This window comes from Thalassolituus hydrocarboniclasticus (assembly GCF_025345565.1).
Lineage (GTDB): Bacteria > Pseudomonadota > Gammaproteobacteria > Pseudomonadales > Oceanobacteraceae > Venatoribacter > Venatoribacter hydrocarboniclasticus.
The window spans coordinates 3,698,462-3,711,653 of the sequence record NZ_CP054475.1 but is presented as its reverse complement, the minus strand read 5'-3'; the positions used below and the strand labels follow the sequence as shown (position 1 = coordinate 3,711,653).

Sequence of the window (13,192 nt, the reverse complement as noted above, 5' to 3'; positions counted from 1 at the left end):
AATGGAATCCGGTTGTTCAGCCTGACCTTAATATCCTTGAATGCTTACTGCATATTAAGCCTGTGATTGAGGCTCGGTATCATTTACCGGCAAATGTTCAGCAATACTGCCAATAGGCACCTCAAAGTACAGACATAACCGATCCAATACATCCGTGTTGGTTATGTAACCCTTCTGATTGGCAATTTTTGATAGCGTGGTTCGGTGAATGCCGGTTTCACGCGACACCTCTTCCAAGGTTATCCGACGTCCCTCCTTAAATTCCTTGTCGGCTATCAGTTCCTTCAATCTAAAGCGGATCATGAGCTTGGTTTCCAGGCTGCTTTTGGCCTGCATATTACCGCTTAAACCAATCCACACCAAGCGCGTGGTCTCATCATACGAACACCTTGAAGATTAAATGTAGAGTACGCTCATCAAATAATGGTTGACATGGGTTTTGATCGCTTCTAATGTAGACCTTGCTCTACAAACAACCATTAAGGAACGCATCATGAGCCAAACCTACTTAACCACCGAAGAACTGGCCGAACGTATCAAGTACGACCCACGCACCATTCGTAACCAACTGAAAGACTCTGTCCTGCTGGAGGGCATTCACTATTTCCGCCCGTTTGGCGGCCGCAAGATTCTGTATGTGTGGGAGAAGATTGAAGCGGATATGTTCCGCGCTCCCAGCATCGACACACTGATGACTGGCCTGCGTTGAGGAGGCTGCTATGGCTAGCATCAGTGCTCGAACCGGCAAGCTGTACTTTGACTTCCGTTATAAGGGTGAGCGCTGCCGTGAATACACCAAACTGGAAGACAACCAGCCCAATCGCCGACGGATGGAGAAAATTCTGCAGCGGATTGAGGCAGAAATAACTCTCGGAACCTTCGTGTACCGGGATTATTTCCCGAAAAGCGTTAAGGCGGATTTCTTTGAGGAGTTGGATGAGAAGGTACGGGCGGCGCGTCTGTCACCGTATCACGCTGAGGATGACATCCCGAAGTTAAAAGATTTCGCTGACGTTTGGCTGGCTGAGAAAAAGATTGAATGGCGTGACAGCCATTTACTGACGGTGATGGTGAACCTGAACAGCTACATCCTGCCCAGATTGGGGGATAAAAGAGTCAGCGACATCAGCAAAGCCGATATCCTGAATTTCCGCTCCTCTCTCGCCAAAGATCCGGCGCGGAAATCCAGTGAACTGAAGGCTGCAACCATCAACAAGATCATGACCCCGTTAAGGATGCTTATGACAGAGGCCGCTGACCGGTATGAGTTTACCTGTCCCTTCCGGGGAATCAAATCGCTGAAGATCCAGAAAGTGGATGTTGAGCCTTTTACCCTGGAGGAGGTGCGCCGGATTCTGGATAACGTGCGTGACGACTTTAAGGCCTATTACACCGTGCGCTTCTTCACCGGGATGCGTACGGCGGAGATTGATGGTCTGAAGTGGAAGTACATCGACTTTGAACGCCGCCAGATTTTGATCCGCGAAACCGTTGTGGATGGCAACATCACCTACACCAAGACGGATGGCTCGCAGCGCGAGATTCATATGTCGCAGCCGGTGTACGACGCTCTGAGAGAACAGCAACGGCTGACGGCTGAGTACGAATTTGTGTTCGCTACCCGCTTAGGTACGCCAATGGCACATAACAACGTGACCAAACGTGTGTGGTACCCCTTGCTGCGCTATCTGGGCATTAAAGAACGCCGCCCGTATCAGACCCGCCATACCGCAGCGACTCTTTGGCTGGCCGCCGGGGAAAGCCCGGAGTGGATCGCGCGACAGATGGGCCATACCAGTACCGAAATGCTGTTCCGCGTGTACTCGCGTTATGTGCCGAACCTGACCCGACAGGATGGCTCTGCGTTCGACCGCCTGCTGCAACAGCGCTTTATTGTTGAAGAGCAGGCTCATAACGAAGCGGAGGAGGGCTGATGCATTATCAACGCTTCCATCAGCAGTGGGCATCAGAGAGAGCCAACCATATTGCCGATTGGCTCATTTTTGTGACGGAGGTTCAGCATGGCACCGGGTTGGCGGGTTATCTGGGGGTGAGTCCTTCTCTCGACAACCACAGCGCAGTTCGCATTTGGGTGCAGAAGAAAATGCGTGCCTGGCCAGCGGAGTTTCAGACGCTGGGAGATTTGCGCAAAGGCTTCGTTGCTCAATTGCCGTCGGAATATTTTGGTTAGGGGAGTGGGGGGGTGAATGTAGAGACAGGGATGTCGGATTTGGTTATTGGTAGTCTATAAATCAACCTGAACGCGGCAAAAAAACCAGGAGTGAAATATGTTCGGTAAATTCCTGTTCGTGCTTGTGAATACCGCCATGGCAGCCATCGCTTTCCCTGATTACTTTTATCTTGGACTGATTTATTCACTGCTGATTTTGCGACTATTCCGCTCGGGTTCGCAGAAATCTCAATCTTTTGCACAGAATTTTCGTCACCGCTTGGCTGCCGGCAGCATTGCTAGGGGCAGGGGACATTTTTCGTCAACAAGCGGTGCAGCGGCTATGATGGCTGAAAACGCCGAAAATTCATGGGATGACTGCTCAATCAATGCGACAGATGACGAACACTTTGCACGATCCAATTATTCCGATCCGTTCGAAAGCACAATCGATATAAATCCAGCTACCGGCCTGACGATGATGGATGGCATTAGTGGTATCGATGTAGGCGGTAATCTGTATGGCTGTTCTGGATCAGACTCATGGGACAGCGGCATATCCGATATGGACCATTCCTGGTCGTCGGATTCAATCGGGATGGATGACTCATGGTCAGGATCATCCGGAATGGATGATTGGTAAGACGGAATATCCAGGAAAACCGAAATTCTGTTCTGTCGGATATCGTCTCAAGCCAGCACTGACGACGCCATCAATACCATCAATCTCCACTTTGACGCATAGCCGCGGAACTATCCTCATTGGGGCGCCTGATCATTCGGATATCTGGGAAGCAACGGCGACCTTTTACGAGCAAGGTGACCTGAGTTGCATCCATCTCCTACACCCGTCCGGATTGAGTTTTAAACACGGGAGATATGAAAAATCATTTATATTTCAAGGTGTTGCAACTTTTCAGGGTTTCCCAGCCACTCTCCTAGCCGACTCCATTCGTAATCCTCGCTAACGTGCGTTTACCCAATCAAGGGAAACAACCAAGGAGATCTATCATGGCTAAATCAACTGGCTCACAAGGCGGTCGCGGCCCATCAAGTCATCCGGGACCAGGAGGTAACTGGCCAAGCACCACTGGCAGTCCGTCCGGCGGTGGCCGCGGCAACGCAAAACCCTCGAAGTAACCACGCGATACTTACCAGCCCCACTTAGGGGCTGGTATTGAGGAGACTTACATGAATAAGCTATCTTCGGATAAAGACATCGACAGATTTGTACATAACCTATTACGCTCTGGCTGGTTGCTGATCCGAACGAAAAAGCATCCTATTATCCAAAGCCCGACCGGCCGAAGAATTGCGGTGCCTTCGAGCCCTAGCGTAAAACGAGCTTTCAAAGAGTTCACTACCGCTGCCTGTCGACTCAACTCAAAGGATTGAAATCCACAATGCAAACACCGTTTCCTACACTCATGGAACTTGTCCGCCTGATCTGCAATGCATTTGATGCGGGCAGACCGATTAAGAAAGAGCTCGACAATAAAGTAACCGACCTCTACGTAACCCTACCAGAGGCAATGGAATACTTCTCACGCCCTGAACTCAAAAACGACTTTATCTGGATACTGGGAAATTCAGAGAGCCGATTGGGAGAATTCGTCGCAATCGTCGAGAGCGGACTACGTTCGTATATCGATTGGATAAAGAACGTTGACGCAAATGGCATGTCGCGAGATCAAATGACACCTATCATTTTTGGAGATTTCGCACGCCGTTTGCTGGAAGGAAGCTACCCGATGGTCGCTTCAAGTTATCCGGTATCTATATTCGATGAGGAGTCCGGTCTTGTCAGCTACGCACTGCCAAGCCTTCTGGCCATACTTCGTAAGGAGTCACTCGCATGGCAAGCCATGTTGAAGCATATTACGAAACAGCAAAGCGATATGATCGGTAGCTGGGAGCGGGGTGATCACATCCCGGACTTATCCAGCCTGAAAGGCCTCCTTAATCACCCAGGCATGGAGAATGAGCGGTCAGCCGTGATGCTAGCCAGAGCTTGGGATTATATTATTCGCGACCTTAATCAAGCGGGGAGCGATCCATCGACCTGGAGTGAGATAAGCATCCAGAACTCACTTTTTTTGCTGCGTGATGAAGTAAATGACGGCATCAAGGATATGTTTCCAGCAGCCAGCCTTATAGAAAGATACTTTAAAAAGGATGGAGTTAACATAAACGATGCGGAAGCAGCGATTCATGATCTCCGAAGCCTGATTCAGAACAGTAATAATCCACATTTTTCCGACCTTTATTGTGACAGGGCTTTGGCGCGAATGAGAGCTCAGCAAGAGTCCTTTGATGAATGCCTTTCTTTGTATAAAAGAGCAGTAGAAAAAGCCATGTACCTAGGATGCGATAACATAGAGCTTCTTCTTAACGAAGCTATGTCTGCCGCTGCCGCCATTGGCCCTGACAGAGTTTTCTGTAAGCAACTGCGCAAGGCGCAAGTTCTTTTTGGTTACGCCGCACCATTCAAAAGCGAAAATAATTCCAGCAGCAAATTCAGTGATCACGTTCAAGGCTGGCAGATTGAACGCTATGCAGAAGCATTTATTGAAAAACATAACTCAGAGAAGCTTAAAGCCCCAAGAACGGCTAGCGGTCCTATTGCGATGCTTCTAGAAGATATGGATAACATCCGATACGACTTGCGAAAGCCAGACAAAATTATCTCTTTAAAAACCCAGTTCGGTCAAAAGCGAATGCCTCAGCTGGCCTGTGCTGTTTATTTCGGCTATTGGGATAGTTTCTTAAAACTTCTGGAATCTGGCGCATCAGTCGATGTGCTTACCAGTAGCGAAGAGTCGCCACTACTCCTCGCCATTGAAAGGATGTCCCCAGATACGGCTTCCGAAAGGCGGGATATTAGATACTTTGAAAAGCTGTCATCTATTCCGCATAAACGCGAAACGATGGATCAAATAACATCCAAAAAAAGATTGAGTATTCTGCACTCTGCAGTCAATAGCGGGAATCCATACATCGTTGAAAAAGTAATCGACATGGGTTGTGGTATCGATTTGATATCCACAACAAACAAGTGCAGTCCACTTTACCATGCCGTTAGGAATATGGATTGCACATTAAATAGCGGGGCTTTTCTAAGTCGACTGAAAAACCCAGTCTTAGATACCGAAGGTGTCGATGCAATTATGCGCTACACAAATAGCCTTGCGAATAGTGATTCAATTATTAGATTAATCCATAGTTCTCAACAGGACTCCCTAATGGCAAGTTGTATGGAGATAGCCAGACAACACATAGTCGATCCATACCTTTCCATCCCTTTGGAAAGCAGACTTAAAATAATCGATTTATTGATAGAAAACGGGGCGAGTGTAAATCTGGAACATAGTTACCCGATCAAGGGCTATACGCCGTTAATGCATGCTGTTGAAGTCGGCGCACTGGAAGTAGTTGAAAAAATGCTGAAGTTCGGAGGAGATCCGGAAAAAACACATTACCAACCTGATCTTGGTCGACACTTAAACTGTTTCGACCTGGCAAAACTATGGAATCGAAAGGAGATTTTTCAGTTGCTGAGTTCGCAACTGGTTGGCTCATAAATTGATTTCCTCCAGCGAACACCAGCTGACTCAGCCCAAGCGAAAACCGGATTCTCTTGGGCTGCAGTTGCCCCAAAGCCACATCATGGAGCCTAATATTAACTGCAGCAGTAGCAGCCAAGCGGTTAGCCTCAATTCCTTTCATTTGAGATCAAAGCGAAGATAGCTTTGAAGTCATACCGATTAGCTGCTTCACGTCAAACTCAGACGCCCGCCCATCCATCAACGCCTGCAACTGCTTGTCGTTTAATGACAGTCGCGCAGCCGCCTCTCCGGGTGTCCACCCAGCCGCCACAATCCGCTCCCGAACACGAATGAGCAACCTGACCCTTTCCCGTTTGAAGTCAGCCTCCTCTGAACTCGCTGAACAGGACGCCCAGGCGTTATCGACCAGGATAATGCGGCTGTCTTCCATTGAGTGCCTCCAGTAGGTCAGTCAGCTGCTGGCTGAATAGCCAGACCACCAGTCACTGTTATGTAGCCAGTGTATCGCAGGCGGCTGATTTGGTTGGTATATGGGTAACGGTCATTGCACCGAATCGCCTGCAGTGGCATTACTATAGGTTTAGGCTTCAGAGGAATAGGCTATGGAATCCAGCACTGTCAGTTTTGACTATGTGGTACCTGTGGTAGTTATTGGTAACTTTCTGCTGATTCTCTTCAGCGCATGGGTGGTTGATCGCTGGCGCAAAAGATCGCGTGACTGATCAGCGCAGCAGGCGAATGCCTTCCAGCGGATCAATCTCAAGTGCTGCGCAGAACTGCACATACTCAAAGACGTCAAGTCTGCGTTCCAGTGACTCAATACGGTGTACTGCTGTTGTGGTTACCGACAGCAATTCGGCCAATGCCCGGATGCTCAGGCCTTTGGCCTGACGGTTGGCAATGAGCCAGCCAATGAGACGGGCGTATCTGGGGGAGGAGATGGTTTTGATCATGTACTCATAATGAGAACTACATGCCCTTGTTTCCAAATTGAGTATAAATTGCACTCTTAATCCCCTGTGATGCTCTCGCTATCTTGCTTAAACCCGCGCATATCTAAGGAAACTATCAACTATTGAGGTTCTGTCATTCAGTCTTTATAGTTTCTATGTTCTCATATTGAGAACGAAAACCATCAAGAGAAGGAAGACCTGAATGAATCGTTATGCGTTTGGATTACTCGTTTCTGCTGCGGCATTAACTGGCTGTGCCAGCATGGGAAATATGCTGGGACATGGCACTGACCACTTTTATGAAGGCGAACCCCGCCCGATGATGGAGGTGTCGGTGATTGAATCCAATGGCGAAGCTGGCTGGGGTATGGGTTCCGGTGTCAGCCTGATCGCTATCGATGGCAAAAAGCTGCCGACCTTTGCGCAGTCCAAACAAGCGCTGCTGCCAGGTAAACACACCGTCGAATACGAGTGCGACCTGACTCAGAACGTTATGGATGGCAAACGTGCTGGGCGCGCCACCACCACCATCGAACTGGAGAAAGGGGTTCACTACCGCCTGGTGGGCAATCTGTACGCGCTGCCGAAAGACCAGTGGTATTACTCAGAAGACACCTTCATGGGCACTACCAATCGCAAGCTGGAAACCAAAGCGTGCGACCTGAAAGCGGTTAAATTCAAAGCGTTGACCAATGAAGCTTAAGCCTTTAGTGGCCACCTTGCTGCTGTGGGCAGCAGGGCATGTCGCCGCAGAACAGTCCAAAGCCCCTTGGTATGGCACACTGACAACCGACAGCGTGCCATTTACAGGCTGTGAGGTTATGCGCATCAGCCCGTTCTCAGGCAGCTGGTCGTTTTTCAACAGTACGCCTGAACAGGTGCGTCAGACATTTAAAGAGTCTCGTACCCGGCTAGAGAATGAAGCTCGGGCAGCTGGGTTCCATGCACTGGTCGGTTTTCAGACCGATTGGATGGGTGGCGCCGGTGCCCTGGATTACACACGCAACCATACCCAATACCACGATGTTCTGGTCACCGGCGTGATGGCATTGTCGGCGACAGGTGTTGAGCTTAAATGTAAATAAACAGAGCCCACTCCGGGTGGGCTTATATCGCAGAGTGAGGTGGACGATGAATCAACCCTTAACCATTGCAGATGTCATGCGTGTTTTTGACAAACTGATCAGTCACTGGCAGTTATCACCGACCGAACAGTCCAGCATTCTGGGTATGACGCTGTCTCATTATGAGCAGCTAACCGAGGAAAAACAGAGTACCGCCTCACCTGAATTAATGGAGCGTTTGGTTCGACTCGTCGGCATCCAAAAAGCCGTTTCGGTTATCGCGCCCAGAGGGGCGGAGAACCAATTTTTTACGGCAACAGTCGATGCGCCACCACTGCAGGGCCGATCAATTCGCGACTATCTGATTACTCAGAACAGCGAGGAGGATCTGGAGGCGTTGTTTCGTTGGATCAACAGTAAGGCGTGCTAGGTGTCAGTTGCCTAGCCACTGACGACCGGAATCTCAGCTGAATCAAATACCTTTAATGATTTTGCCAGATAGTTATAAGCCTTTTCGGTTCGTTTTGACTCAAAAATCAGACGAGGTTTGTTAAGCCCGCCACTGTTCCATTCATCTCGCGAAATACCCCAACGGTAGAAACAATACCGCTGCTCTGATGGCACTAAATCCGAAAAGCGCTGAATGATATTGTCTCCAGCGATCTTCTGATTATTGGTATGAAGTCGAGCAAAATGATTGATTAGATCGCTATCCCTTAATATTTCATGAGGAAAATCCAGCAATTTTGGATAAAGAGTAATCAGCTGGCGTAAACTGATCTTCTTCTTGCGATAACGTTTGATCGCCGATACACATCCATCAAATTCAAAGTTTCGATTGTAGTTTCCTAGGCGTAATCGGTGCTTAGGTTCAGTCCAGTCCGACAGATCAACGTTAGTTGAAATTGGCTTTAGTTTACGAACGATCATGTCCCGATAATCCGCAAGATTACGTCCGCCGTTGGCTTTTACTGTTTTCTGAATCGCCTGACGACTAACACCGAGAGCTTCTGCCAGCTGAGCCGTAGAAAACGTCGGCATCATGCGGCGTTGATAATATGGAAACACCCAATCCAGAGAGTGAACATAGGTTCCGAGTGTGGTTTCTGGTGATGCATGCCCCATCTCCGCACTGATTTGATAGACAGGATTGACACGCCTTGTAGCCCCTGGAAGTGGCGCTAATCGATTGAGATATACGGAGTAATCCTCCCCGGTATCGCAATCGACATAATCAATCACAGGTAACGAGGCAGAAAACCGTGACCTAATCATTCGGTATACATTCAATGATGCGAATGAATGTCGCAGCGAATGAAAACTCGCATTCTCATCACCGGTTACGAATCGAATGATATGGGATATTTCGTCAAAAATATTTTTGTTATTTGTAGAGTCAGAAAGTTGGAGATAACCACTGAATATCTGCCGCTCATCAATAGACACATTTTGGTGACCTGTAGACATTAATCCTCTTACTGTGTTCATTTCATCATCGCTGTATCGACCACCGACAATGACTACGCGATTACCAGATAATGTTTTGGGTTTGAATTTTCCGTGCGTGGATATGACAATCGTTGGAATTCCTTCTAGCTGAATATCTCTGTATCTTAACGAAAGAATTTCACCACGACGAAGGCCCGATCGGTATCCCAGCATTACTGCCAATATCATTCTGGAAATAATAAATTTATCCTTTGGCTCTTCTGCCAGTTTCAATTTTCGATGCAACAGGTTTTTTATCGCTAGATACTCCCACGGCATAACCATTGATGGATATAACCAATTCTGTTCTCTCGAAGCATGCGCCGATTTAACCGTAACTAGAGCACGGTCATTCTCATTATGTAGATACCAAAAATAGTAATCCAGACTGGTAATAAGGTTCTTGGACGAGCTACTATTACTTGAACTGATAATATCCTTAAAAGACTCCTGTATCTGATCTGATGGAAGTGTTTCAGGGTCCGTATCCGGAAATAATTGCTCAAATCGTTGAGTTAGATTGTTCACGATTCGAATAACACCAGATCTTTTCAATCTCGTTCCAAATTGAGTATCATTCCTGCAGAAAAACGCAGCGCATTTAATGACTGAACGTAAAGCCCCTGATAATTTCTGACCGTTTGCATGCTGAATAAACTCTTCAGGAGCCGCACTTTGCCTTATTACATGCGAAACATAATTGGAATAACTTGACCGTTTTTGTTTCCGACTGATTATGCCGGCCGAAATTGATAATGGAGCGGATGGATATCTGACATGTGGGACGCGCCTGGTGATTAGCCGTAAAAATTGCTGCCTTGTCAGGCTACGATTCTTTTTTCGATTGGCTGAAATTTCAACTAAATACGATGGCACATAGTTTTTTAGTACAGCTTGGAACAGATCAATAATTATCTCAACATTGGGCAGGCGCAACAGGCCAATATAGGGGCATATGAACCGACTCAGGTACTGGTGCCAGCTTGTAGAGTTGTTAACATCAAGCTGGTTGCGGTAACGAACCAGCAATAGCAGGGTCATATCATCTGGCTGCCAAATCATCGGCTCGCTGTTAGCGTGTTTTGACAGCTCAAACCATAGAGTATTCTGATACCGCCATAGGCCACCGTAAAAATTTTTAATCCGCCAATCGCGGATCAAATCTCTATCGAGCAGTAATCCATGACGCATCGCACTGTAAATCAGTGCGCCAGGCACCTGACTGGTCTCTAGGTCCAATATGATCTGTGGAAAAATACTGTCAAGCTGTAGTAGCGCCTGGTACAACGCGTAATTGTCAGGTGTAACTGGAGCAGACGGCCTTGGCATTGCCGAGCTGCGGTACAGATCTGCATGTGATGAGCGTCCACTATCAATCGCATAGCGAGCGATTTCATGCAGTCGATCATTAACTTCAGAGGCGCTAAAATTTTTCCTCAGGTGATCAATCACCCTGGAATAGTCATGTACCTCTATCCGGGTAATCTCATTATACGATATGCCTACGGCCTGGAGCGCCAGGATCGATTCATCAGACAGCATTAAACCACTCCGGATAAATCGAAAGCTCTTTGATCAGCCGATCATAGAGTGCCATGATTTCCTCACGCATCTCTGCTGGATCGTCTGTACTGTATGGGTCCCACGACGATTCGCCTACTGAGTGATGATTCATCATCATGTTGGTGGCCTCATATGAAACTCCGTACTCAACCAGTTTTCTTCGAACAAATTTACGCAGGGAATTCACTGGATAATGCCAGTATTGAGCCATAAATCTGACAATGTGTTTCGGATGTGGGGATACCAATGTTTCATTATCCTCGTCCAGAAAAAATATATGCGATGACACATCTGCAATTTTATTGAGGCTCACGGTCAGATTTCTAACTGATTGATAGTGAATCGTAACTAATTCAGACAGTGGATGAACAAATTGAAATCGCGAATGTGAGTAGTCGGGGCGATCTTTATCCCGAAAAAAAAGCGCATGTTCACTGTGCTCAACTGGAATAAATGGATCGTACACTCCACGAATCGTCGTCAATAGTGCTTGGACCATGATGCAAAGCAGTGTGTTGGCGTTATGCCACTTCTGGCTTCCTCGATTTGAAGATAATGCATCCATAGATAGCTGTAAAATCATGTTTTTTACACAGGCATCAGTCGGCATATTCCTCGCAGAATAGAAACCATTAGCGGACATAAGTGTATCAGGAGTTTCATTTGATACCACCATTCCCATACGCCGCCGCATCTCTCTCGTAGCCATCGTATAGCAATGGATTACCTGAACATCAGATACTGCTGAGTAGTACTGCTGCACATTGGCAGAAGATATCCTTAGACCAAAGGTGGTTTGAACAATCACTGGATCGTAATGGGTTCTGGCAATTTCGAATGCGCAACGCTGTATTTTGTGCACGGTTATTCGGTCAGATAATGATTTTAACTCCTTTTTTATATACGCTGAGAATTCCCCACGTTCTTTAACCCTAAGCTCCTTTCTGAATGCTTCTATCGACCCAGGCCGGATATACAGATTTGGAATAATCACATAATCATCATCCGATATTGGAGACGAGGTTATTGAATTCTTAGCACCGGTGTCTCTGGTCGCATAATTCGGAGTGATTCTGGGTATTCGAAATTGATTTTTAATCCAGTCAAATTTCAGCCCTGATCCTTCAGTATCTTCCGCCATATTTAAGACATCATCCAGCGAACTACAGGTATACAGCATGATCGATATCGCCATTTGTACGCACTGTTTATCTGTTCCGCCACTATAGTTTCTGTTGGCAATGTAGTCGGCCAGCACATGCAGCTCAGCATCGGTTAGTTGTTGATAGGTGATAGGTAGTGCCGCATTGGCTCTCGCCAAAATATCTCTCGCCGTCCGACTCTGTCGTCGGGCTATTTTGTGCTCGATCGACGACGCGCGAACCGCTTCGATTAGTAGCAGTACCTGATCGCCAGGCTGATCCTCGCCAGGATCAATACCTGTCTGGGACACGCCCCTAGCCCCACCAGACGTAAATTTCTTATGCGCAACGAACTCGCTAACCTCGGGGAGATCAGCCGGGTCGTCAGGATCGGCCGGCACCAGTACGTGCACCTCGCCATAGTGATCATGGCGTGTCCCCGTACGACCGTCACTAACGCGAATCACGTCACCAACCGATCCGCGCTCGCGCCTAGTCACCCGCTGACCTAACGCCGCTCGGATGAATCGGCCAGCGTTAGTCTTCTGACTCGCGGTAGCGGGACACTGGGCTACCGCCTCCAAAAGGTCGTCGTAATATTGATCATCTTCGCCAGTTCCCAGTGATAAGACCCGAATCAAGAGGCCGGCGGCAGCGACATCGTGGGGCAGTAGCACCGCATGCGAATCATCCAAAGCCTCAAGCAATAAAGACTGTAACTGACGCACTAATATGCTATGCCGGTTATCGGCATACAACGCCGCCCAGACAGGGTTATCTACCAACGTGCCGTGAAGACGACTACTTGCCGGGACAGAGTATTTAACACTCCAGTCTGCTCCACGCTTTTCCTCCGAGGCCATGTGATCAAGATCAGCCAGCAAATCTGTCACAACAGGTGGGATCTGCCACCGAGTCTCATTGACTAGCCGCCCAAGGTTCTCCCTTACCTGGTGTAATCCAGTTTCTCCCAATGGAGGATTTAGAATTTCGCGTACGATTTGGCCCATAGATATCCCGCTTTTTTTGACTTGTGCAGTCTCTATAGCGGGACAGGGACAAAACCGGTTTTGTGGTCGGAGAAGTTCGTGCCAGGAGCGGGATTTGAGTGCTCTTATCAAGTGAAGACAGAAGAAAAACGGTGGATCGGAGCACTCAGAAAGACTTGCGGCTTGCAACCTAAGCAGTGCTGCAGTATGTTCAATATTATTGAACGTTCATTTTTATTGAACATTTGGAGCTGGCA

At 47.8% G+C, this 13,192-nt stretch carries 13 protein-coding genes; 8 read left to right on the top strand and 5 right to left on the bottom strand.

Going from position 1 to position 13,192, the window contains the following annotated elements:
• Positions 1-54 precede the first annotated feature (54 nt).
• The gene (locus HUF19_RS16680; RefSeq protein WP_260997644.1) at positions 55-336 is read right to left on the bottom strand and encodes a helix-turn-helix domain-containing protein; all 282 of its coding nucleotides are present in this window, start codon (positions 334-336) and stop codon (positions 55-57) included.
• Positions 337-493: 157 nt separating this feature from the next.
• Between HUF19_RS16680 and HUF19_RS16675 the strand changes: the two genes are divergently transcribed.
• From HUF19_RS16675 to HUF19_RS16655, 5 genes are all read left to right on the top strand, one after another.
• Positions 494-709, top strand: a complete 216-nt coding sequence (locus HUF19_RS16675; RefSeq protein WP_260997643.1) for a hypothetical protein — start codon at positions 494-496, stop codon at positions 707-709.
• Positions 710-719: 10 nt separating this feature from the next.
• The gene (locus HUF19_RS16670) at positions 720-1,934 is read left to right on the top strand and encodes a site-specific integrase (protein WP_260997642.1); all 1,215 of its coding nucleotides are present in this window, start codon (positions 720-722) and stop codon (positions 1,932-1,934) included.
• A complete protein-coding gene (locus HUF19_RS16665; RefSeq protein WP_260997641.1) occupies positions 1,934-2,191 on the top strand; it encodes a hypothetical protein in 258 nt (85 codons plus the stop codon). The genes HUF19_RS16670 and HUF19_RS16665 overlap by 1 nt, the downstream gene beginning before the upstream one ends.
• A gap of 97 nt (positions 2,192-2,288) precedes the next feature.
• Positions 2,289-2,813: a hypothetical protein gene (locus HUF19_RS16660; RefSeq protein WP_260997640.1), complete on the top strand. Its 525-nt coding sequence runs from the start codon at positions 2,289-2,291 to the stop codon at positions 2,811-2,813.
• 760 nt (positions 2,814-3,573) lie between these two features.
• Entirely contained in the window at positions 3,574-5,751 is a 2,178-nt protein-coding gene (locus HUF19_RS16655; protein ID WP_260997639.1) for an ankyrin repeat domain-containing protein, read from the top strand.
• 151 nt (positions 5,752-5,902) lie between these two features.
• On the opposite strand, the gene HUF19_RS16650 is transcribed toward HUF19_RS16655, so the two are convergent.
• Positions 5,903-6,166, bottom strand: a complete 264-nt coding sequence (locus HUF19_RS16650) for a helix-turn-helix domain-containing protein (protein WP_260997638.1) — start codon at positions 6,164-6,166, stop codon at positions 5,903-5,905.
• A gap of 292 nt (positions 6,167-6,458) precedes the next feature.
• Entirely contained in the window at positions 6,459-6,689 is a 231-nt protein-coding gene (locus tag HUF19_RS16645) for a helix-turn-helix domain-containing protein (RefSeq protein ID WP_260997637.1), read from the bottom strand.
• Positions 6,690-6,891: 202 nt separating this feature from the next.
• Between HUF19_RS16645 and HUF19_RS16640 the strand changes: the two genes are divergently transcribed.
• From HUF19_RS16640 to HUF19_RS16630, 3 genes are read left to right on the top strand one after another with little or no spacing between them, the layout of a single operon-like run.
• Complete coding sequence (locus tag HUF19_RS16640; protein WP_260997636.1) at positions 6,892-7,392, top strand: hypothetical protein; 501 nt, start codon at positions 6,892-6,894, stop codon at positions 7,390-7,392.
• The gene (locus HUF19_RS16635) at positions 7,382-7,774 is read left to right on the top strand and encodes a hypothetical protein (RefSeq protein WP_260997635.1); all 393 of its coding nucleotides are present in this window, start codon (positions 7,382-7,384) and stop codon (positions 7,772-7,774) included. The genes HUF19_RS16640 and HUF19_RS16635 overlap by 11 nt, the downstream gene beginning before the upstream one ends.
• A 46-nt stretch (positions 7,775-7,820) precedes the next feature.
• Positions 7,821-8,183 carry a hypothetical protein gene (locus tag HUF19_RS16630; RefSeq protein ID WP_260997634.1) on the top strand — a complete coding sequence of 121 codons (363 nt, stop codon included), beginning with the start codon at positions 7,821-7,823 and terminating at the stop codon, positions 8,181-8,183.
• Positions 8,184-8,194: 11 nt separating this feature from the next.
• On the opposite strand, the gene HUF19_RS16625 is transcribed toward HUF19_RS16630, so the two are convergent.
• Positions 8,195-10,783: a tyrosine-type recombinase/integrase gene (locus HUF19_RS16625; protein ID WP_260997633.1), complete on the bottom strand. Its 2,589-nt coding sequence runs from the start codon at positions 10,781-10,783 to the stop codon at positions 8,195-8,197.
• Positions 10,773-12,956: a hypothetical protein gene (locus tag HUF19_RS16620; RefSeq protein WP_260997632.1), complete on the bottom strand. Its 2,184-nt coding sequence runs from the start codon at positions 12,954-12,956 to the stop codon at positions 10,773-10,775. Before HUF19_RS16620 ends, HUF19_RS16625 begins: the two co-directional genes overlap by 11 nt.
• Positions 12,957-13,192 lie beyond the last annotated feature (236 nt).